This is a genomic window from Marinobacter sp. (assembly GCF_048266785.1).
Taxonomy (GTDB): domain Bacteria; phylum Pseudomonadota; class Gammaproteobacteria; order Pseudomonadales; family Oleiphilaceae; genus Marinobacter.
Window position 1 is genome coordinate 278,341 of sequence record NZ_JBLWYX010000003.1, and the last position, 20,472, is coordinate 298,812.

Below are 20,472 nucleotides of genomic sequence, written 5' to 3' on the forward strand. Positions count from 1 at the left end.
AGCTGACAACAAAATGCCCGTACCACCTCATGGTGCGGGCATTTTTATTCATTGTGACATAAATCTTTGTTTTTTAAGGATATAAAAGCAACTAAAAAACGTTGACGACCCCCAAACTCGGTCTATACTGAAATTGCTGTTGAAAATCTTCAGTGCCCCATAAGGGGAAATCTCAGAAATACAGGAAAGATCAATGTCCGATACAGTAACAGGCACCGTAAAGTGGTTTAACGAATCCAAAGGCTTCGGCTTCATAGCTCAGGATGGCGGCAGTGACGTTTTCGTACACTACAGTGCCATTACCTCAAGCGGCTTCCGCACACTGACAGAAGGTCAGCAGGTGCAGTTTACCGTAACACAGGGCCCCAAAGGCCCACAGGCAGAAAACGTTACCCCGGTCTGAGGTTATGTTTTCGCTCTCTGCCCCTCGCGGGCATGGGAGAATGCAACAAGCCGGCACGTGTGCCGGCTTGTTGCATTCTGATCAGGCACTTATCGCGCGCTCTGTCGCATTTTTCTGACGGCTTCCCTTCTCTCCCGATTCCCCTGCAGCCTGGGCAACGGCGGAAAACAACGCCTGCAGAGTCGCGGAGGTTGTGTCTTCAGCCAAAGCAGCAGCGCTGCAATGCCTGCCGCCTGCGGTGAGGCGTATACAAGCAAGCGCATTGGCCCGGGTTCCCTCGCCCAACGCAAATTCGTCATAGGCTTCTACGGCTATTGCAAACCCAAAACGTTTTTCCAGTGCGGCGGAGACTGCCTCTACTGCGCCAGAGCCGCGACCTTCGAGACGCGTCGGAGCCGACTCTTGTCCGAAAGTTACTTCCGCAAATACACCCTGATCGTCCCTGTGCAGATCATAGGCACGCAACGCCCAGTCTTCGTGAACCTTCAGGTAGCGCTGCTCGAACAGGGTATGAATCGACAGTGAGTCGATCTCGCCACCATTGGTTTCGGCGGCCTTCTGAACAACCTTGCTGAACTCGATCTGCAACCAGCGCGGCAGGCTGATGTCGTAATCCCGCTCAAGGACATAGGCCACTCCGCCCTTGCCAGACTGACTGTTGATGCGCACAACTTCTTCGTATCGGCGGCCCAGATCAAACGGATCAATGGGCAGGTACGCCACATTCCACACATCCCCGTCTTTTCTGCGTGCAAGGCACTTGCGAATTGCGTCCTGATGGCTTCCGGAGAATGCCGTGAATACCAGTTCGCCTGCATAGGGATGGCGTGGGTGGGTTGATATTTCCGTACAAACCTCGACAACTTCTGTGATTTCCGCCATGCCCGACAAGTCCAGCGTCGGATCAATGCCCTGGGAATACAGATTCATGGCCATGGTCACCAGATCCATGTTACCCGTGCGCTCGCCATTTCCCATCAGCGTGCCTTCCACCCGGTCGGCACCTGCCATAACGGCCAGCTCCGCCGCTGCCACGCCACAACCACGGTCGTTATGGGTGTGAACGCTGATGCTGATATGGTCCCGCCGGCGGATGTTGTCACAGACCCATTCAATCTGATCCGCAAACGCGTTCGGAGTCGACATTTCCACTGTGGCAGGCAAATTAATGATAACCGGCTGTCCTTCGTCCGGGCGCCATACTTCCGTTACTGCGTCGATAACCTCCACCGAAAAGTCCAGCTCGGTGCCGGTAAAGCTCTCCGGTGAATACTGGAACGTCCATTCGGTGCCCGGATAGCGTGCGGCAAAATCCTTGACCACTTGGGCACCGTTAACTGCAATATCGCGAATCCCGGCCCGGTCGAGCCCGAACACCTGCTCCCGCTGTACCGTCGATGTGGAGTTGTAGACGTGAACAATAGCGCTGCGGGCACCTTCCAGTGCTTCATAGGTACGCTCGATCAACTCTGGTCTGGCCTGAGTCAGCGCCTGGATTTTTACATCATCAGGAATCCGGTTTTCTTCAATCAACTTGCGACAGAAATCAAAATCCGGCTGGCTGGCGGCCGGAAAACCGATTTCGATTTCCTTGAACCCCAACTTGACGAGCAAGTCGAACATGCGTTGTTTCTGTGCGACATTCATGGGCTTTACCAGAGCCTGGTTGCCATCGCGTAGATCCACCGCACACCAAGTCGGTGCTTTTTCAATGACCTTGTCGGGCCAGCGGCGGTCGGTTTTTGCGATCGGCCGGAAGGCCACGTATTTGCGATGATCAAAAGCCATGTCTGTCGTTCTCCGTTGCGCTTCTGGGTGTTATCTCCATGGTTCCTAGCTTAACGCGTTCTCTGCAGCATGTGATTGCTAACTCAAGGGCAAAAGCGTACTTTATTAGCCATATATTTCACTGAATACGACTTGCGGACAATTTTATGCCGATAAAATCCGAAACGCTCATACAAATTGACAGAACCGACCGTCGCATCCTGGCCCAGATACAAAAAGATGCCTCCCTGACCAACCAGCAGCTCGCGGAAAAAGTGGGACTTTCTCCTTCCCCCTGCCTTCGACGGGTGCGTGCGCTTGAGGATGCGGGCATTGTTATGCGTACGGTTACGGTGCTTGATCATAAGAAGCTTGGCCTGTCGCTGACCGCCATCATTCTGATCGGAATGGACAGGCACACACCTGAGCGTTTTTCAGCGTTTGAGGAACAGGTAAGCGAATACCCGGAGATTCTGGAATGCTATCTGGTGACCGGCCACGATGCGGATTACATGCTGAAAGTGGTGGTGCCGGATATGGATCACTATCACCACTTTTTGCTCAACCGGATCACACGGATCCAGGGCGTCAGCGGCGTTCATTCGAGCTTCGTACTGAAGCGTGTCATCGACAGTACGGCCCTGCCGCTGGGGTATTTGTCCTGATCAACCCTGGCTTGCCCGATAACCCTGTTCGCCGTCTGTACCTTGTGCGGCTGGCTCCGTACAATAACGGCCACTTTACGAAATCCTTTTCTACGAAACACCAATGAACGGAAACCACGATGCGAGCGAGCCGTTACCTGATTGCAACCCAGAAAGAGACGCCTTCTGACGCAGAAGTTATCAGCCATCAACTGATGCTGCGGGCAGGCATGATCCGGAAACTGGCAGCCGGACTTTATACCTGGCTGCCCATGGGCCTGAGAACCCTGCGCAAGGTTGAGCGGATTGTTCGTGAAGAAATGGACAAAAGCGGTGCCCAGGAAGTCCTGATGCCGGCGGTTCAACCGGCAGAGCTCTGGCAAGAATCCGGGCGCTGGACGCAATACGGTGGCGAACTGCTGAGAATGAATGATCGCCACGGCCGCGAGTTCTGCTTTGGACCTACCCACGAAGAAGTCATTACCGACCTGGTCCGCAATGAGCTGAAAAGCTACAAGGAACTGCCGGCCAACTTCTATCAGATTCAAACCAAGTTCCGCGACGAACGTCGCCCCCGCTTCGGGGTAATGCGTGCCCGGGAGTTCATCATGAAGGATGCCTATTCCTTCCATGTAGATGCCGAATCCCTGGATGAGACCTATCAGGTTATGCATCGTACCTACTGCGCTATCTTTGATCGCCTGGGGCTGGATTACCGCCCTGTACAGGCAGACTCAGGCGCCATTGGTGGCAGTGCATCCCATGAGTTCCACGTTCTCGCCTCGTCGGGTGAAGATGACATAGTGTTCAGCACAGACAGCGATTACGCCGCCAACATTGAAAAGGCCGAAGCCGTTGCGCCAGAGGGCGAGCGTGCGGCACCGGCGGAAGAGCTGAAAGAAATTGCAACGCCGGAGCAGCGCACCATTGAGGCTATCTCACAATTTCTGAGCATTGACGCTACCCGCACAGTGAAAACCTTGCTGGTTAAAGCCGAAGCGGACGAAGAAGGCAATGCGGGCCTTGTAGCCCTGATATTGCGCGGCGACCACACGCTGAACGAGATCAAGGCAGAGAATCTGGGAGGTGTGGCAGAACCTCTGACCATGGCAACCGATGAAGAAATCGAAGCCGTAATTGGCTGCAAAACCGGTTCCATTGGCCCCGTAAACCTGAAAGTGCCGGTTATCGTGGATCGCAGCGCAGCTCACCTTGCCGACTTCGTATGCGGTGCCAACAAGGAAGGCTATCACCTGACCGGCGTTAACTGGGAGCGGGATCTGCCGCTTGGTCGGGTTGAAGATGTTCGCAACGTTGTAGAAGGCGACGTCAGCCCCGACGGCAAAGGCACGCTGGAGATACGCAGAGGCATTGAAGTCGGCCACATCTTCAAACTGGGCAACAAGTACAGCACCGCCATGAACGCTACCGTACTGGATGAAAACGGCAAAACCGTGATCATGGACATGGGCTGCTACGGCATCGGCGTGTCCAGAATCGTGGCTGCCTCAATTGAGCAGAACCACGATGACAAAGGCATTATCTGGCCCGATGCCATCGCGCCGTTCCAGGTCGCTATTGTTACGCTTAATGCCCACAAAACGCCCATAGTGGCCGAAGCCGGTGAGAAGCTCTACGAGCAGCTACGTCAGGCTGGCTATGACGTGCTGTTGGACGACCGTAAGGAGCGCCCGGGCGTAAAGTTTGCCGATATGGAACTGATTGGCATTCCCCACCGCTTCGTGATTTCCGATCGTGGGCTTGCCGCTGGCACTCTTGAATACAAAGGGCGCAGAGACGCTGACAAACAGGACGTGGCCGTTGCCGAAGCGCTGGCGTTTCTTGTCAACGCATCGCCGCTTAAAGGCTGATAGAAGCACCTGCAGCGGGAGTTTGCAGGGAGAACTGAACCAAGGTCAGTAAAAGGCCTTGGTTTATCGGGCTGGCAGTCGGATGTTCAGCTGCAGCACTCAGCCGCCCACGATGCCGGGTTCCATCTCCAGATTCACACCAAAACGTTCCTGTACCGACTGGCGGATTTCCGAAGCCAATTCCAGTACGTCCCGCCCTGTGCCACCTGAATGATTGATCAGCACCAGCGCCTGGCGGTTGTGAACGCCTACGCGGGCATTGCGGTAACCCTTCCATCCGCTCTGGTCAATAAGCCAGGCCGCAGCCAGCTTTACCGTGCCATTCTGTGGATAACCGACAACATCTGGATGCGCAGCATGAAGTTCACGGAAGTGTTCGGCGGGCACAACCGGATTTTTGAAAAAACTGCCGGCGTTGGGAATCATCTCGGGGTCCGGCAACTTACGGCGGCGAATCGCCATTACAGCCTCGGCGACGGTCAGAACATCCAACTGCTGAGAGACAGTGTCTCCCAGGTAGTCTTCAAGATCCCTGTAGCCCAGTTGCAAAGGCTTTGTGCGGGATAACCGGAGCCTTATCCCGGTAATGATGTAACGACCGGGCCAACGCTTGAACAAGCTGTCCCTGTAGGCAAAGCCACATTCCGCATTCTCAAGACATAGGAGCTCGTTTGACTCACGATCCAGCGCCGTAACAGAAATCAGCGTGTCGCAAAGCTCAACGCCGTAGGCGCCTATATTCTGCACCGGTGCAGCACCAGCTGTGCCGGGGATGAGCGCAAGATTCTCAATCCCCCGATACCCTGCCCTGGCGGCATAGAGCACCGCATCATGCCAGTTTTCACCGGCACCCAAAACCAGTGTGGCGCCCTTATCATCAACCTGTTCCCAGGAACGCGCCGCTATTTGCATGCGAATCACAAGGCCGTCAAAGTTCCCGGCAAAAACCAGATTGCTGCCACTGCCAAGCACCAGTATTTTGTGCCCGTTATCCCGCGCCCACGCCAGAGCGCTGCGTAAGTCATTCAGGCTGGCAACGTCCATGTAATATCTTGCGGTTGCGGATACGCACAGAGTATTGAGCTTTGTCAGCCCAACGTTCTCCTGCAGTTCCGCTTGCGGGCTCACGCCATACGCTCCTGAATAGTGCGGAGCAGACCCGCGCCGGCGTCTTCAATCAGGTCAAGCACATGCTCAAACCCGTCCTCGCCGCCAAAATAGGGATCGGGAACTTCGGCGAGTTCAGAGCGGCCATACTCAAGAAACAATGCGGGCGTTGTGCCACCATTCTGGTGCCAGATATCTTTCACATCGGCCAGATTCTGACGGTCCATCACGACCACATAGTCGAAGGCATCCAGGTCCTTTTCAGTGAATTGGCGTGCCTTGAGTGTGCTGATATCGACGCCGCGCTTCCCCGCAGCTTCCTGCGACCGCAGATCAGGCCCTTTGCCTATGTGCCAGTTACTTGTGCCGCAGGAATCGATGAGAATATGGTCCTGCAATCCAGCCTGCTCTACCAGTTTGCGAAATACGCCTTCTGCCGTCGGCGAGCGACAAATGTTGCCCAGACACACAAAAAGCACACTGGCGGGTTTACTCATACCCCGTTTTCTCCTCATTCAAAAGATTTGGCCATCCAGGCTCTGACCCGTTGCAAATCTGCTTCGGTATCAACGCCTGCCGGCGGCGTTCCGGCTGCTACTTCCACATGTATCCGGGCGCCGTTATATAGTGCCCGAAGCTGTTCCAGTGACTCCGCCAGTTCAGTCGGTGCAGGCGGCCAGCGGACAAAGCGGCTCAGCACGCTGGCCCGGTACCCATAAATGCCGATATGTCGGAAATACCCGGCACCATCTTTCAGCGCAGCTCCGAAATTGTGCCTGGAGAGGTTATCCTTGAGCATGTCGCCCCAGTGATCGCGTGCCCAGGGAATGGGTGCCCGGCTGAAGTAGTGGGCCATCCCCTCCAGATCAAAAACAACTTTTACAACGTTCGGATTGAAGACCTGCTCCACGTCGTGGAGGCGTTCGCAGAGTGTCGCGATGGCGACGTCCGGATACCGCTCCAGGTTATCTGCAACCTGGTCAATCAATCGTGGCGGGATCAAGGGCTCGTCGCCCTGGACATTCACAACGCGGTGGTCCGCATCCAGACCCAGTTTGCGCACAACCTCTTCCAGACGATCAGTGCCGCTGACATGGTTCGGGGACGTCATGACAACTTCCGCACCGAATGCCTCGCAGGCAACCTGAATACGTGAATCATCTGTTGCCACAACAACACGGCTCGCCCGGCTTTCAGAAGCTCGTTCGCAAACGTGCTGAATCATTGGCTTGCCAGCGATATCAAGCAGGGGTTTGCCGGGCAGCCGGGTGGAGGCATAGCGAGCCGGAATCACAACCGTAAAAGACATGGGTTTCGATCCTGCAAAGAGCTGGTTCAGTTTTTGTGAAGGCGTTCGTCGGTGGAAAGTGTGCGGGCCTCAGTGGCCAGCATGACCGGAATACCCTCTCGGATAGGAAATGCCATGGCGTCCTGGTAGCAGACCAGCTCAGTCCTGGCTTCATTGAGCTTCAGTTCACCTTTACAAACCGGGCAGGCCAGCAAGGCCAAGAGTTTTTTATCCATGATTCAGTCTCACTGACAGTTAAGAAGTTGACGGTCCAGAGCACGCCCGAAGCTTGGCAAGAATGGCCTCTGAGAACGCCTTTGGCAGCTCTGCCTCGACATACAGAACCCAGGCATTATCCGGGGCGAAACCGCGGCATTTGACACCATCTTTGGCCGTCATCACGAGCAAGTGGCCGGATTCGGTGCCAAGATCTTCAGGGCGGAAACGATGATGGTCGGGAAACGGTACGGCGATTTGTTTCGCACCCAATCTTTTAAGGGTGTCGAAAAAACGGGTCGGGTTACCTATGCCGGCTATCGAGCGAATCTTCTGGCCCTGGAGGCTTTCGGGCGAACGGGTCTCGCCTGTTTTGAGGTTAACCAGGCGCGTCGGCTGCAGATTCATGGCATACATGTGTGGGTGCTTGATGCCAGATAGCGCTTCCGGTGGCACTCGGCCGTCTTCATCGGAAGTAGTCGCACCGTTCACAATCACAAAATCAACCGCATCCAACCTGTTAACGGGCTCACGCAGGGGACCCACAGGAATCAATGCACCGTTGCCAATACCGCGGGCGCCATCAAACACCGCCAACTCGATATCCCTCGGCAACCGGTAATGCTGCAGCCCGTCATCACTGATGAGGACGTCGCCCAGAGCATTGTCGAGCGCAAACGCCGCACCCCGGCACCGGTCTGGATCAACCACAACGGGTGTACCCGTTGCCTGAGCGAGCATCACCGGCTCATCCCCTGCAAGCGATGGCAGCGTGTCTTCTGTCACCAGAAGCGGGTATCCGGATGATTTACCGCCATAGCCACGGCTAAGAATAACCGGCCGCCAGCCGGCCGCCCGTATTTCGTCAACAAGCCATGCCGTCAGCGGGGATTTCCCGGTGCCGCCGGCTGTGATATTACCCACGACGACAACCGGCACAGGTAGCTTTCCGGCATTGATATTGTTGGCTTTGCGCCGTCGCGATTCGGCAACGGCCCTGTACAGCCAGGAAAACGGTGTTAGAACAAAAAGTGGGCGGCCTTTAGCGTACCAAAGACGCTCTATGAGGGAGGTCATGAGTGCTCACTGAACTGCATCTGATGTAGCTGGGCATAGGCACCATTGCTGGCAAGAAGCTCCTCGTGGGGCCCCGATTCAATAATGCGCCCGTTTTCCATAACCAGAATCCGGTCCGCTTTTTCTATGGTCGACAGCCTGTGAGCAATCACCAGCGTTGTCCGGCCCTGAATAACGGTTTCAAGTGCTTCCTGAATGTAACGTTCTGATTCGGTATCCAGTGCCGAGGTTGCCTCATCCAGAATCAGAATAGGCGCGTCCTTGAGCAATGCGCGAGCAATGGCCAAGCGTTGCCTCTGCCCACCCGAGAGCATCACACCGTTGTCTCCGATCATGGTATCCAGACCTTCCGGCATTCGATCGATAAACTCCAGAGCATGAGCTTTTGCAGCAGCCTCACGGATTTCCTCCCGGCTGCAATCCCGGAGCGAACCGTAGGCGATATTGGCCGCTATCGAATCGTTGAATAGCACAACGTTCTGAGTAACCAGTGCAATCTGGGATCGCAGGGCTTTCAGCGAAAAATCCTTCAGTGAATGGCCATCAATGCGGATATCACCACCGGTATATTCATAAAATCTTGGAAGCAGATTCACCATCGTTGATTTGCCGCTGCCGGAGCGTCCCACCAGCGCCACGCTCTGCCCGGCCGGTATTTTAATGGAAATACCTTTCAGCACGTCATCAAGCTGATCACGGTAACGGAAGGACACATCGTCAAACTCAACGGTCCCTTCAACACGCTCCGGCGTAAAGGAGCCGGGATCCTGTTCCGGGACCTCATCAATGGTTTCGAACACATCGTAAGCGGCCGCTACGCCTTTCTGGATCTTTGCATGAACGGACGTCACCTGGCGGATAGGCTTGGCCATGGTCGTGGCAGCCGTAATAAAGGCCACCAACTGGCCTGTTGTCAGGCCGCCTCGTATCTCTGGCGAAAGCATGGTCCAAACCAGCGCGGCTATGGCAATTGCCACGAGGGTCTGAATAACCGGAACGCTGATCGCCTGGGTGGAAGCCATCTTGAGACTTTGCTTCAGGTTTGCATTGTTAACCTTCTGAAAGCGCTGCTTTTCGTACTCAACGCCACCGAAAGTACGCACAACCCGATATCCGGTAATAGACTCCGAAGCCACATGGGTGATATCGCCCATGGAGCCTTGAATACGCTGACTAATCTTGCGAAAGCGTTTGCTCGCATAGCTGACAACGGCCGCAATCAAGGGCCCGACCGCGAGAAAAATCAGCGTCAGCTTCCAGTTGGTATAAAGCATGAACCCAAGCAGGCCGACAATGGTCAGGCCTTCCCGCAGTGTTATGGTTATAGCACTGGTCGCAGCTTCCGCCACTTGCTCAACGTTGAAGGTTAGCTTGGACACCAGTCTTCCAGCCGCGTTTTCATCAAAATAGCGGGATGGGAGTGTCATCAGGCGGTTGAACACATCGTTACGGAGCGCGTTGATAACCTGCCGCCCGACGTAACTGATGAAGTACTGGCTCAGGAATGTGCCAACGCCGCGAAACGTAAACACGCCAACGATCAGGAACGTCAATAGGAACCGATTCTGCTCGGTGGGGTTTTCGATGGCGGCGATTACATATTCCATAGCCGCTGCCATGCCGGTGGAAGCCGCCGCATAGATAACGTTTCCAACCACAGCCAGTGAAAATGCCAGCCAGAACGGTTTCACATATGTCAGCAGGCGCTTGTATGTCGGCCAACTCTCACCGGGCTTGACCTGTTTAGGATCAGGTAGAGGTGCGGCAGGGTTCACTGGCTACCTGCCTCACGCTCAGTGGTAATACTCAGTCGTGAGAAACCCAGACGACCGGCCACGTCCATGGCTCTGACCACATACTCGTGGGGGGTACGTGCATCTGCAGTGATGATAAACGGCAGAGTGGTGTTGCCCTCGGACAGCTCATTTACGCCACGCTCAAGCGTCTCACGACGATTGTTAACCAGAGCCTTGTCATTAAGGACATACTGGCCTTCAGCGTTGATCACAACGTCGATTTGTTTTACTTCCGCCGTCGAAGCAGGCTCGCCACTGGCTTCGGGTAGTTCCACCTGCAAATGACTCTCCCGAGTAAACGTCGTGGAGACCATAAAGAAAATCAGTAACAGGAAAACCACGTCGATCAACGGTGTCAGATCCACCCCGACTTCCTGACTTCTCTGGCGTGAGAACTTCACAGCGTTCAGGCTCCTTCCACGTAGATTTCGCGATCACCGTGCACAACTTCAACCAACTTGATAGCTTCCTGCTCCATGCCAACCACAAGCTCGTCTACCCGACGGATAAAATAACGGTGACAGATCAATGCCGGAATCGCGACACTCAAGCCGGCGGCTGTGGTTATCAAGGCCTCGGAGATGCCTCCGGCGAGATTCCCGGCGTTACCCACACCCGCGAGCTGAATCTCTGCAAACACTTTGATCATGCCGATCACAGTGCCCAGAAGGCCAAGCAACGGCGTGATTGTGGCAACGGTGCCCAACGGATTCAGGAAACGCTCCAGTTCGTGAATGACCTGGCTCGCTTCGTGTTCAATACTCTCCTTCATAATCTCACGGCCATGCTTGGCATTCATGAGACCGCCTGCAAGAACACGGCCCAACGGCGAGGAGCCTTGCAACGCCTTCAGTTTGCGACCGTTAAGCTCTTTTTTCTTGATCCAGCGCCAAAGCTCATTAATCGTCTGACGCGGTGCAACCCGAGAGGCTCTCAGGGTCCAGAAACGCTCCAGAATGATCGCAAGCGCCAGAATGGAACAGGCAACAATTGGCACCATCAGAATGCCACCGGCTTTCAACAGCTCGAACACGCTTGATCTCCCTGATTGTTTACAAGCCGCGCTACTTTAGCATAGCTGTCGGCCGAGGCCACACCCGGAATATCACGGTATTTTACACTGATCTCTGGCCAGGCCCGGACCGCGGATCCAGAAGGGGCTTTCATGCCGGGCTTCCCGGGTTTTGATGGCACCACCAGCCACCGTCATGATAAGAGCACCGGAACAGGCAGTGTTGAGTGCCTCAGCGCCAGCCCCACGATACCGCGCCGTTATATCCCGGTGCGGGTGGCCATATCGATGGCGGTATCCGGCGGTATAGATCACCCGATTCGGGCGGAGTGTGCTGACCCATGCATCGGAAGATGAGGTTTTGCTGCCGTGGTGAGGTGCGATCACCACAAGCTTACGGGGCGTCTCCACCGGTAATTTTTCCGCCCTCCCTTTCAGGTAACGCGACTCAATGGAAGCGCTTATATCGCCCGGAAAAATCCACTCGATGCCCGCTGCATTATGCCTGACCGCAAGAACGCAGGAGGCGTCATTGCCTGCAAACTCACCGCTCGCCTGCCAGAAAGAAAGTGTCAGCGCATTTGTCAGTTTGTCCTCCCCGGAACAACCCTGAATTATGACCTCACCGTACTCTCTGTCGACACCGATCGCCCGGACCTCGTCCAGTTTTTCACGAATCGCTTCAGGCTCACCGGTCAGGATTCTGTTTATTTCAAACTCACCCACTAACAGAGCAAGACCGCCGGAGTGATCGCTGTCGGCGTGACTTACGACCAGCGTATCAATTCGCCTGATACCCAGCGCTTTGAGATTGGGAACAAGTACTGATTCGGCAGCCGAAAAGACACCCTTCACCTCGGGCCCAGTGTCGTAAAGCAATACCTTATCGCCTGATCGTACCATTGCCGAAAGGCCCTGCCCCACATCCCAGATCCACACTTCAGGCTCTGCAACCCGGGGGTTATCAGACCCAAGTGGCAAACTCGCCATAACAACCCAGAACAGCACGAGAACGGCCCCTGCAACACGAAAAGCCCTGACCGGAACCGTGAGAATCAACAGTACCAACACCCCGAAGCCGGCAATTTCCGGGACGGTTCCTTCAAGAGCAGGCCAACCGATGCCGGCAACCCACTCGAGAAAGCCCCACATCACGCCAAGCACAGCATCAATAATTTGGACAATCGGGCTTGATGAATCAGGAAAAACGGCAATCGTAAGCCCACCAATAATGATCGCTGGCATCACCACCAGCGATACCCAGGGAATAGCGAGGATATTGGCAAGCAACCCCCCAACCGGCTGCCCCTGCCCCGTTAACTCAAGAAGCGGCCAAAGTCCCGCAAACACTGCGCCTTGCGCGAGAACAAGGCCTGCCAGCCAGCCGGTGCTACCCAAACGGCCGGCAAAAACACAAATGAGAAGAGAAACAGCACCAAACGACAGCCAGAAGCCCTGGTCCAACGGCGCAAAGGGGTCAAATAGAAGTACCAGTCCAAGAGCCATAATGATCGAATGCCATACTGGCACCTGTCTTGCCCTCAACAGAAGCCAGCCACCAACTGCGACCATTACAAGCGCTCTTCTCGTCGGCACTGTAAAACCGGCCGCCAGTGCATAGAGCAGACAACAAAACACAACTGCAAAAAATACCGCCAGACGGACGGTTTGCTCACTCATGCGGTAAGCGGAGATGGCCAACAAAAGCCGGCGGGCCACAAAACCCGCACCCAACGCGACCAGCCCGAGGTGAAGGCCCGAGATAGCCACCAGATGAATCGTCCCGGTTGCCTTGAAAACCTCCCAGTGATCGGAGGAAAGGTGTCCCCGATTACCAATCAACAACGAGGCAATCAGAGGATGGTACCTGGCGTCAGCGAACTGCTCGTCGACCCAGTGCGCCAGGTTAATCTGAAAGCGATGGTACTGGCATTGCAGTGAACAGAATACGGCAGGGTCCGGAACAGCGCTGCGCACGCTGCCTGTTGCCTGATAGCCTTTGCGGAACAGCCAGTCCTCGTAACGAAAACCTGCAGGGTTAAGCGTCCCATGAGGCCTCTTAAGAACTACCTCCAGACGCAACCGGTGATCGGGAAGCGCACCAGCGGTCTGGCCATACCAAGCCAGACGCAGCATTTTCGGCAGAGAAACGTCAGGCTCAGGTGTCAGTGAAATCCCATACCACTGGGTTACACAGAAGCTGAAACGAATGCTTTTGAAGCTGCCCGCTTCCGGAAGGTCACAAACATAACCTGAAACACTTGCCTTTACCCCCTCAAGACCCGGGGGAAGCTGCCGCTCAAGGCGTTCATGAGCCCACATTCCTGCCCAGGCAACACCCAAAGCAAGACCCAACAAAAATAAACCGAAGAGCCGGGGCATTCGCTGGCGTATCGGCAATAACCACAATAAAGTTAGTAATGCGAACCCAAGCAACCACACTGGAGGTGGCAACACCGCCAACCTATAAAGTAAGATGACGCCGCAGGAAAAAGCGAAGGCGCCCAGTACTGTAGAGCTTCTGGACAATCCTTGTCCTCCCGGTGATTTTATCCATCGGCGACATCCTTGCCGCCGGAGTTACATTCTACTTGAGGGTAGAGCGTCCAATGCCAAAGAAGTTCATCAAGCGATATCTGCCATCTCCAGAGAAGGTACAAGCGATGCAATCGCTTGGCTTTCTTGGCGATATCCTGCATGAACCCAACCTCTGGCATATCAACCGTCACAGTGTCGCCCGAGCGTTTCTGATTGGTGTATTTTTCTGCCTTATACCCATGCCGTTCCAGATGCTGGCCTCAGCATTCTTCGCTATCTGGTTCAATGCCAACCTGCCGTTATCGGTGGTACTGGTGTGGATCAGTAACCCGATTACCATGCCTCCCATGTTCTATTTCAATTACAAGGTAGGCGCCTGGATACTCAATCGGCCGGTTTTGAGCTTCCACCCCCAGCTCTCATGGTCCTGGATCAGTGAGCGCTTGCTGGACATCGGCATTCCGCTATATCTCGGCTCCCTCATCGTCGCCACCATTTCGGCGTGCCTGGCTTATCTGGTCATACAGTTTATCTGGCGCCGGAAAATTCGCACGGACTGGCAACTGCGCCGCCGCACCCGAAAAGAGCTCCGGCGCGCATCCCGCGATCAGGCCTCCTGAACCAACCTGCCCTGCTCCAGCCTCAGCACTCGCCCGAGACTCCTGGCCATCTTCATATCGTGGGTGACCATAACAAACGCAATCCCGAATTGATCCCGCAGAGACTCAATGAGATTGCGCACGCCTTCGCCCGTGTGCTCATCAAGGTTGCCCGTGGGCTCATCCATCAACACGCAGTCAGGCTCATTTACCAACGCGCGGGCAATCGCAACACGCTGGCGCTCGCCGCCGGAAAGCTCTCCAGGTTTGTGCCCCAGACGTTCAGCGAGGCCTACCCTTTGCAAAATGGATTGCGCCCGCGAGCGCGCTTCGCTTATGCCCACCCCACCAAGAGCACAGGGCATCATGACATTCTCAAGCGCGGTGAATTCCGGCAACAGGTGATGAAACTGGTAAACAAAACCCAGGTGACGATTGCGAAAGCGCGCCCGCCCGGCCTCGGATAAACGATGAATGTGCTTGCCACATATCGAGATCTCCCCGGACGACGGCTTATCCAGCCCGCCAAGGAGATTCAGCAGGGTGGTTTTACCCGCACCACTACTTCCCACAATTGCCACAGTTTCACCTGCCGTGACCTCCAGCGAGATATCAGAAAAGATGGTCAGCTTTTCCGGACCCTGAGTGTAGGTCCGAGTTACCTGACGGCAGTCGATTACCAGGGAGACATCCTTCATGGCACCACTTTCCTCATTCATAACGCAGAGCCTCCGCAGGATCCACCCGCGACGCTCTCCACGCCGGGTATATGGTTGCCAACAGGCTCATGGCAAGGCCCGCGCCGCTGATCACCGCCACATCCTGCCATTGCAGCTGGGAGGGCAGATAGCTGATAAAGTACACGTCGGCACTCAGGAACTGATGCCCGAGCGCACCTTCCAGCCACGAAATAAATGCACTGATATTGAGAGCCCCAAGAACACCGAGCGTTGTACCAATAAGTGTGCCGAACACACCGATAACCGCACCCTGAACAACGAATATCCTCATAATGCGCCCCGGCGTTGCCCCCATGGTGCGCAGGATTGCGATGTCTCCTGTCTTGTCCGTCACCACCATGACCAGCGTGGACACAATATTGAACGCCGCGACCGCCACAATGAACATCAGCAGCAGGCCAATCATGGTCTTCTCCATGCGGATGGCCTGGAACAGGTTGCCGTGGGTTCGGGTCCAGTCCGAAATATAATAACGACCAGTAAGCCCTTTGGCCGCCTCTTCAGCCACCTTGGGCGCAGCAAACAGGTCATCAACCAGCAGTCGCACTCCTTGAGCCTTACCGCCGGTTCGCATCAGCTTGGCGGCATCATCCATGTGAATGAGGGTGTAATTGCCGTCCAGTTCGGCGCCAACACTGAAAATACCCTTCACCGTAAAGCGTTTGAGCCGTGGCAAAACCCCGGCGGGCGTTACGGTGGCTTCCGGCAGCACCACGGTCACCTTGTCGCCCAACTGTAAACGCAGGCTGGCAGCCATAGTGCGACCTACGATGATCCCGAACTCACCCGACACCAGGTCGTCCAGTTTGCCTTCGATCATGTGGTTTTCAATGATTGAAACCGTACGCTCCTCCTCCGGCAAAACACCATTGAGCATCACTCCGCGCACCTCACCACCTCCGGTGACCATGCCCTGGCCCTGAATAAAAGGTGCTGCGGCAAGCACCCTTGGGTGCTGCTGCACCTGGGCATCTATCGACTCCCAGTCATCCAAAGGCCCGCTGCCTTGAATGATGGCGTGGGGAACCATGCCGAGAATTCGCTGCTTGAGTTCGCGATCGAACCCATTCATCACGGACAGCACGATGATCAGCACGGCAACACCGAGCATCAACCCGATCATGGATGTGAGCGAGATGAATGAGATAAAGTGGTTACGCCGTTTGGCTGCGGTGTAGCGCAAGCCGATATAAAACGATAAGGGTTTGAACATGAAGAGGTGCCTGTCGCTACCTTCGGGTCGGTCGTGGTCTGGAATTCCCAACGGCCTTTCAGCACGGCGGGAAACTGCTAAACTTTTGATACTGGCTAAATTCTGATTTCCGGAGCCCTGAATGCAAACCCGAGACACGCTGCCCGATTCGACAGATTATACGCTTGAGCGTCGGGAATTTTTCCGCATTGAGGACCGGGTTGGCCTGGAAGTCCATAAACTGACCCCTTCAGCCGGGTTCGACGAGAACCCCTTTGGTGACGACCATCTCGAAAACCTGGAGGCCGAGTTCAGACGCCTTGATCAGGACATCAAATCCCAGCTTGCCAGCCTTGCGGATCAGGATCGCCTGCTAACAGGGCTGGTAAAGTCCCTCAATGGCAAGCTGGATACGCTTGCGCGCATTATGGCCTTTCAGCAAAATCCCTTGCAACCTGAGGACTGGCAGGACGTAACCCTGAGCGAGGGGGGGCTGGCGTTTTGCGCGAGCCCACAAGCGTGGCAGACTGGTGACAGGCTTGCCGTTCGCATGACGCTGCCACCCGAACTTTCCCGGCCTCGCGCCGTTGCAGAGGTACTGGACATTCAAGCTGATGAAACAGGCAGGGCAAGGGTTCATACCGGTTTTATACGGATTCATGATAGCGACCGCCAGCAAATAGCCAGACATGTGATGCGATGGCAGATTCGCCAGCGGCAAAAAGAGTAGACTGGCGAAAACATGTGACTTTTGCCTGTAATTCTCGGATATTACGTTTTATCCATGTCCCCGGAGCGCTTGCCGGAGACCCCAGTATTAGTGGAGAACCATCGATGACAATAAAGCGAGCCCTGACCGGCACCTTGGTAACGGCAATGTTTCTGACTCTGGCCCCGGTTTCCGGCGCGTTTGCCGAAGAACTCCGTGTACCCGTGGGTAGCCAGGCTGACAGAGGCCAGCAAAACGTTCCCCGGACCGGAACAACACAGGCTTCGGTGCGGGCCTCATGGGGCCAGCCAGCTTCCGTTGAAGGCCCTGTTGGACAACCCCCAATCAGCCAGTGGAACTACGGCAACTTTGTGGTCTATTTCGAAAACGACCGTGTCATACACTCAGTGTTGACACCTCAACGCTGAGATTTTCAGGCACAGTGTTCTTCCCGCCCGCCAGTTCCGGGCCCACATCCTGATGACATGCCGCCTTTTGTTTGGAATGGCGGCTTTTGCAATTTCAAGGTGGCTGTAAAGTGACATCCCTACGCGTGTTGCCCGCTGAGTGGGCACCCCAAAGCGCCGTTGTGCTTACCTGGCCCCACCCGGGTACCGACTGGGCAGGGGTTCTTGATGAGGTAGAACCGGTATTCCTTGAAATTGCCCGTTCAGTTCTCCGCTTTGAACATCTGGTTATCAGCTGCGAGCACGCCGTTCGGCTGCAGGATCTGGAACGCGAGCTCAACACCTGGGCCGACCAGCAACGCCTGCCGGGACGCGTGCGTGCCGTGCCGGCGCCTTCAAACGATACTTGGGCTCGTGATCACGGCCCGATAACCGTGATTACGAATGATGGCCCCACCCTGCTTGATTTTCGCTTCAACGCCTGGGGCGGTAAGTTCCCCTGCGAAAAAGACGATGCGCTAAACCGCCATCTCGCCAATTCCGGGGTATTCGACGCCACACCAATGCGGGCTGTGGACTTTGTTCTGGAAGGCGGCTCCATTGAATCAGACGGCGAAGGTACCCTGCTGGCCACCAGCGAATGTCTTCTGACACCTTCACGCAATGCCTCTATGGATCGCGGTACCATTGAACAGTTGCTGTCTGAAATGCTGGGGGCAGACCGGATTCTCTGGCTCAATCACGGTTATCTGGCGGGGGACGACACCGACAGTCACATAGATACGCTGGCCCGCTTCTGCGCCCCAGACCACATCTGCTATGTGGTCTGCCCCGATGTGGCTGATGAGCACTACAGTGCACTGGCCGCCATGGAAGAAGACCTTCAGGAATTCCGCCAGCGCGACGGCACGCCATACAAGCTGACCGCCCTGCCGTGGCCCGACCCTGTATTCGGCGATGAAGGCGAGCGCCTCCCTGCGACCTATGCCAATTTTCTGATCATCAATGGCGCTGTTCTGTTGCCGGTTTATGGTGTGCGTCAGGATGAAGAAGCTATCAATATAATCAGCCAGATTTTCTCCGACCGGGAGATCATTCCCATCAATTGCCGGGCGCTGGTGAAGCAGCATGGCAGCTTGCACTGTGTCACCATGCAGATTCCGGAGGGAGTAGTCACTTTATGAGCCAGAATCCAGGCAAACATCCGCTTTCCGCCCAGCTTTCAGTCGCTGCCATTCAGCAAGCTTGTAGTGAGGACAAGGCCGCCAGCCTGGCCACCACCGAAATGCTGGTTCGCGAAGCGGCCGCAGGCGGAGCTCAACTGATCATTTTGCAGGAGCTTCACGCGACCCAGTATTTTTGCCAGACCGAAGACACCCGCATATTCGACCTGGCTGAGCCAATCCCCGGCCCAACCAGCGAGAGGCTCTCTGACCTCGCCCGGGAGCTCGAAGTCGTTATAGTTGGCTCCATTTTCGAGCGTCGCATGAACGGGGTTTATCACAACACCGCCGTGGTTATCGAAAACGACGGCTCCATTGCTGGTCTATATCGGAAAATGCACATTCCGGACGACCCGGGATTCTATGAGAAGTTCTATTTCACACCCGGTGATGCTCAGTTCAACGATGGCCGCAACGGGTTCTCACCCATAGAAACCTCAGTAGGTAAACTCGGCGTACTCGTATGCTGGGATCAATGGTACCCGGAAGCGGCACGTCTGATGGCGCTGGCCGGCGCCGAGATACTGATCTATCCCACCGCCATCGGCTGGGACATTACCGATGATCCTGAAGAACAGGCGCGACAGCTCGAAGCCTGGGTCACCGTTCAGCGCGGTCACGCAGTCGCCAACAACCTCCCGGTGGTTGCGCCTAACCGGGTAGGCACGGAACCGGACCCTTCCGGAAACTCCGATGGCATCCGCTTCTGGGGTAACAGCTTTATCTGCGGCCCTCAGGGTGAATTTCTCGCCCGGGCTGACGACAGCACCGAATGCATCCTGAGTGTTACCCTCGATCGCCATCGCAGTGAATCGATTCGCCGCATCTGGCCGTATTTCAGAGACCGACGCATCGACGCCTATGGCGATATTCTCAAACGAGTGAGGGACTGAATCCCGCATGAAAAACCTGGTGGACACCGTTGTTACCGAACTGAATCAGATTCTGCTTGGCAAAGAACGCCAGGTTCGCTTGGCCCTGTGCGGCCTGCTAGCCAGTGGCCACCTGCTGATTGAAGACATCCCCGGCATGGGCAAAACTACTCTGTCTCATGCACTGGCCAAAATCATGGGCCTCAGTTACCAACGTATCCAGTTCACCAATGACCTGCTGCCTGCCGATGTACTGGGCTACTCCATGTATGACAAGCAGGCCGGAAGCCTGGTATTCCACCAAGGCCCTATTTTTGCCCAGGTTGTATTGGCGGATGAAATAAACCGCGCCTCCCCGCGAACACAAAGTGCGCTGCTTGAAGCCATGGAAGAGCGCCAGGTATCCATTGAAGGCGAAACCCGCCCGCTGCCAAACCCGTTCTTTGTAATCGCAACGCAGAATCCAACTGAACAAGGCGGCACCTATCCCTTGCCGGAATCCCAGCTCGACCGTTTCCTGATGCGCATACGGCTCGGCTATCCCGATTCCAGAGCCGAGCGTGAACTGCTGGAAGGCGAAGACCGCCGGGTAATGACGGAACGACTCGGCACTCTGCTCTCAGAAGCAGATCTGAAAAAACTCCAGGATGAAGTAACCCGCGTGGCTGCAAGCCCGGCACTTCTCGATTATATCCAGCGCCTGCTGGAACAGAGTCGCCGCATGCCGGGATTGCTCTACGGTTTGTCACCGAGAGCCGGGCTCGGATTACTCAGGGCTTCAAAAGCCTGGGCCCTGATGGAAGGTCGCCACCACGTGCTGCCCGATGATATCCAGGCCGTCTTCCCGTCCGTAGCCGAACACCGCCTTGAACAAGGCGAATCCGGAAAAAGCACCGAGCGCGTGCGGCAACTGCTGACCACCGTTTCCGTGCTGCAATGAATAGCCAAGCTTTATCAACGGAATTGGCCAAAACAAATGGCAGCCTGCTGCTTTCGTGATAGCCTTTTCAT

Annotated in this window: 21 protein-coding genes; 9 read left to right on the forward strand and 12 right to left on the reverse strand. The window is 55.5% G+C overall.

All coding sequences use genetic code 11. The features are described from left to right. Window positions 1–193 precede the first annotated feature (193 nt). Window positions 194–403, forward strand: a complete 210-nt coding sequence (locus ACN0V1_RS06765; RefSeq protein ID WP_144776544.1) for a cold-shock protein — start codon at window positions 194–196, stop codon at window positions 401–403. A gap of 81 nt (window positions 404–484) precedes the next feature. Here the strand turns inward: ACN0V1_RS06765 and leuA are convergent, their stop codons facing one another. After that, window positions 485–2,191 (reverse strand): 2-isopropylmalate synthase, encoded by a 1,707-nt coding sequence (gene leuA / locus ACN0V1_RS06770; RefSeq protein ID WP_417544270.1) that lies wholly within the window; start codon window positions 2,189–2,191, stop codon window positions 485–487. Window positions 2,192–2,337: 146 nt separating this feature from the next. Between leuA and ACN0V1_RS06775 the strand changes: the two genes are divergently transcribed. Then, window positions 2,338–2,835 (forward strand): Lrp/AsnC family transcriptional regulator, encoded by a 498-nt coding sequence (locus tag ACN0V1_RS06775; RefSeq protein ID WP_417544271.1) that lies wholly within the window; start codon window positions 2,338–2,340, stop codon window positions 2,833–2,835. Window positions 2,836–2,954: 119 nt separating this feature from the next. Next, on the forward strand, window positions 2,955–4,685 hold the full coding sequence (locus tag ACN0V1_RS06780) for a proline--tRNA ligase (RefSeq protein WP_417544272.1): 1,731 nt from the start codon (window positions 2,955–2,957) through the stop codon (window positions 4,683–4,685). A 99-nt stretch (window positions 4,686–4,784) separates the two neighbouring features. Here ACN0V1_RS06780 and murB read toward each other — a convergent pair whose 3' ends face one another. The 9 genes from murB to ACN0V1_RS06825 all read right to left on the reverse strand — a co-directional run bounded on the left by murB (window position 4,785) and on the right by ACN0V1_RS06825 (window position 13,710). Then, window positions 4,785–5,813: a UDP-N-acetylmuramate dehydrogenase gene (murB, locus tag ACN0V1_RS06785; RefSeq protein WP_417544273.1), complete on the reverse strand. Its 1,029-nt coding sequence runs from the start codon at window positions 5,811–5,813 to the stop codon at window positions 4,785–4,787. Then, window positions 5,810–6,289: a low molecular weight protein-tyrosine-phosphatase gene (locus ACN0V1_RS06790; protein WP_417544274.1), complete on the reverse strand. Its 480-nt coding sequence runs from the start codon at window positions 6,287–6,289 to the stop codon at window positions 5,810–5,812. Before ACN0V1_RS06790 ends, murB begins: the two co-directional genes overlap by 4 nt. Before the next feature lie 14 nt (window positions 6,290–6,303). Then, window positions 6,304–7,101, reverse strand: coding sequence for a 3-deoxy-manno-octulosonate cytidylyltransferase (kdsB, locus tag ACN0V1_RS06795; RefSeq protein WP_417544275.1), 798 nt, complete (start codon window positions 7,099–7,101; stop codon window positions 6,304–6,306). A 26-nt stretch (window positions 7,102–7,127) separates the two neighbouring features. Continuing rightward, entirely contained in the window at window positions 7,128–7,316 is a 189-nt protein-coding gene (locus ACN0V1_RS06800; protein WP_144776537.1) for a Trm112 family protein, read from the reverse strand. Window positions 7,317–7,335: 19 nt separating this feature from the next. Continuing rightward, window positions 7,336–8,373 (reverse strand): tetraacyldisaccharide 4'-kinase, encoded by a 1,038-nt coding sequence (gene lpxK / locus ACN0V1_RS06805; protein WP_417544276.1) that lies wholly within the window; start codon window positions 8,371–8,373, stop codon window positions 7,336–7,338. After that, window positions 8,370–10,148, reverse strand: a complete 1,779-nt coding sequence (msbA, locus tag ACN0V1_RS06810; protein WP_417544277.1) for a lipid A export permease/ATP-binding protein MsbA — start codon at window positions 10,146–10,148, stop codon at window positions 8,370–8,372. The genes lpxK and msbA overlap by 4 nt, the downstream gene beginning before the upstream one ends. Further along, window positions 10,145–10,570, reverse strand: coding sequence for an ExbD/TolR family protein (locus ACN0V1_RS06815; RefSeq protein WP_417544278.1), 426 nt, complete (start codon window positions 10,568–10,570; stop codon window positions 10,145–10,147). Before ACN0V1_RS06815 ends, msbA begins: the two co-directional genes overlap by 4 nt. Before the next feature lie 5 nt (window positions 10,571–10,575). After that, window positions 10,576–11,202 carry a MotA/TolQ/ExbB proton channel family protein gene (locus ACN0V1_RS06820; protein ID WP_417544279.1) on the reverse strand — a complete coding sequence of 209 codons (627 nt, stop codon included), beginning with the start codon at window positions 11,200–11,202 and terminating at the stop codon, window positions 10,576–10,578. A gap of 72 nt (window positions 11,203–11,274) precedes the next feature. Next, a complete protein-coding gene (locus ACN0V1_RS06825; RefSeq protein ID WP_417544280.1) occupies window positions 11,275–13,710 on the reverse strand; it encodes a DNA internalization-related competence protein ComEC/Rec2 in 2,436 nt (811 codons plus the stop codon). An 80-nt stretch (window positions 13,711–13,790) separates the two neighbouring features. Between ACN0V1_RS06825 and ACN0V1_RS06830 the strand changes: the two genes are divergently transcribed. Continuing rightward, the gene (locus ACN0V1_RS06830) at window positions 13,791–14,339 is read left to right on the forward strand and encodes a DUF2062 domain-containing protein (RefSeq protein WP_417544281.1); all 549 of its coding nucleotides are present in this window, start codon (window positions 13,791–13,793) and stop codon (window positions 14,337–14,339) included. Here the strand turns inward: ACN0V1_RS06830 and ACN0V1_RS06835 are convergent. Together ACN0V1_RS06835 and ACN0V1_RS06840 are read right to left on the reverse strand one after the other, a co-directional pair. Then, the gene (locus tag ACN0V1_RS06835) at window positions 14,327–15,037 is read right to left on the reverse strand and encodes an ABC transporter ATP-binding protein (RefSeq protein WP_417544282.1); all 711 of its coding nucleotides are present in this window, start codon (window positions 15,035–15,037) and stop codon (window positions 14,327–14,329) included. The two genes, ACN0V1_RS06830 and ACN0V1_RS06835, sit on opposite strands and share 13 nt — an antisense overlap. Next, on the reverse strand, window positions 15,030–16,271 hold the full coding sequence (locus tag ACN0V1_RS06840; RefSeq protein WP_417544283.1) for a lipoprotein-releasing ABC transporter permease subunit: 1,242 nt from the start codon (window positions 16,269–16,271) through the stop codon (window positions 15,030–15,032). The genes ACN0V1_RS06835 and ACN0V1_RS06840 overlap by 8 nt, the downstream gene beginning before the upstream one ends. Window positions 16,272–16,392: 121 nt before the next feature. On the opposite strand from ACN0V1_RS06840, the gene ACN0V1_RS06845 reads away from it, so the two are divergent. The 5 genes from ACN0V1_RS06845 to ACN0V1_RS06865 all read left to right on the forward strand — a co-directional run bounded on the left by ACN0V1_RS06845 (window position 16,393) and on the right by ACN0V1_RS06865 (window position 20,401). Then, window positions 16,393–16,980, forward strand: a complete 588-nt coding sequence (locus ACN0V1_RS06845) for a PilZ domain-containing protein (RefSeq protein ID WP_417544284.1) — start codon at window positions 16,393–16,395, stop codon at window positions 16,978–16,980. 104 nt (window positions 16,981–17,084) lie between these two features. Beyond that, on the forward strand, window positions 17,085–17,387 hold the full coding sequence (locus ACN0V1_RS06850) for a hypothetical protein (protein WP_417544285.1): 303 nt from the start codon (window positions 17,085–17,087) through the stop codon (window positions 17,385–17,387). 110 nt (window positions 17,388–17,497) lie between these two features. Continuing rightward, a complete protein-coding gene (locus ACN0V1_RS06855; RefSeq protein ID WP_417544286.1) occupies window positions 17,498–18,550 on the forward strand; it encodes an agmatine deiminase family protein in 1,053 nt (350 codons plus the stop codon). Further along, window positions 18,547–19,482, forward strand: coding sequence for a carbon-nitrogen hydrolase (locus tag ACN0V1_RS06860; protein WP_417544287.1), 936 nt, complete (start codon window positions 18,547–18,549; stop codon window positions 19,480–19,482). Before ACN0V1_RS06855 ends, ACN0V1_RS06860 begins: the two co-directional genes overlap by 4 nt. 7 nt (window positions 19,483–19,489) lie before the next feature. Then, window positions 19,490–20,401, forward strand: a complete 912-nt coding sequence (locus ACN0V1_RS06865; protein ID WP_417544288.1) for an AAA family ATPase — start codon at window positions 19,490–19,492, stop codon at window positions 20,399–20,401. Window positions 20,402–20,472: the final 71 nt, after the last annotated feature.

Excerpts from the sequence above, each read along its gene's own strand:
- ACN0V1_RS06765 (WP_144776544.1), top strand. The coding sequence starts at position 194 with ATGTCCGATACAGTAACAGGCACCGTAAAGTGGTTTAACGAATCCAAA.
- leuA (WP_417544270.1), bottom strand. The coding sequence starts at position 2,191 with ATGGCTTTTGATCATCGCAAATACGTGGCCTTCCGGCCGATCGCAAAA.
- ACN0V1_RS06775 (WP_417544271.1), top strand. The coding sequence starts at position 2,338 with ATGCCGATAAAATCCGAAACGCTCATACAAATTGACAGAACCGACCGT.
- ACN0V1_RS06780 (WP_417544272.1), top strand. The coding sequence starts at position 2,955 with ATGCGAGCGAGCCGTTACCTGATTGCAACCCAGAAAGAGACGCCTTCT.
- ACN0V1_RS06790 (WP_417544274.1), bottom strand. The coding sequence starts at position 6,289 with ATGAGTAAACCCGCCAGTGTGCTTTTTGTGTGTCTGGGCAACATTTGT.
- kdsB (WP_417544275.1), bottom strand. The coding sequence starts at position 7,101 with ATGTCTTTTACGGTTGTGATTCCGGCTCGCTATGCCTCCACCCGGCTG.
- ACN0V1_RS06800 (WP_144776537.1), bottom strand. The coding sequence starts at position 7,316 with ATGGATAAAAAACTCTTGGCCTTGCTGGCCTGCCCGGTTTGTAAAGGT.
- lpxK (WP_417544276.1), bottom strand. The coding sequence starts at position 8,373 with ATGACCTCCCTCATAGAGCGTCTTTGGTACGCTAAAGGCCGCCCACTT.
- ACN0V1_RS06830 (WP_417544281.1), top strand. The coding sequence starts at position 13,791 with ATGCCAAAGAAGTTCATCAAGCGATATCTGCCATCTCCAGAGAAGGTA.
- ACN0V1_RS06835 (WP_417544282.1), bottom strand. The coding sequence starts at position 15,037 with ATGAATGAGGAAAGTGGTGCCATGAAGGATGTCTCCCTGGTAATCGAC.
- ACN0V1_RS06840 (WP_417544283.1), bottom strand. The coding sequence starts at position 16,271 with ATGTTCAAACCCTTATCGTTTTATATCGGCTTGCGCTACACCGCAGCC.
- ACN0V1_RS06845 (WP_417544284.1), top strand. The coding sequence starts at position 16,393 with ATGCAAACCCGAGACACGCTGCCCGATTCGACAGATTATACGCTTGAG.
- ACN0V1_RS06850 (WP_417544285.1), top strand. The coding sequence starts at position 17,085 with ATGACAATAAAGCGAGCCCTGACCGGCACCTTGGTAACGGCAATGTTT.
- ACN0V1_RS06860 (WP_417544287.1), top strand. The coding sequence starts at position 18,547 with ATGAGCCAGAATCCAGGCAAACATCCGCTTTCCGCCCAGCTTTCAGTC.
- ACN0V1_RS06865 (WP_417544288.1), top strand. The coding sequence starts at position 19,490 with ATGAAAAACCTGGTGGACACCGTTGTTACCGAACTGAATCAGATTCTG.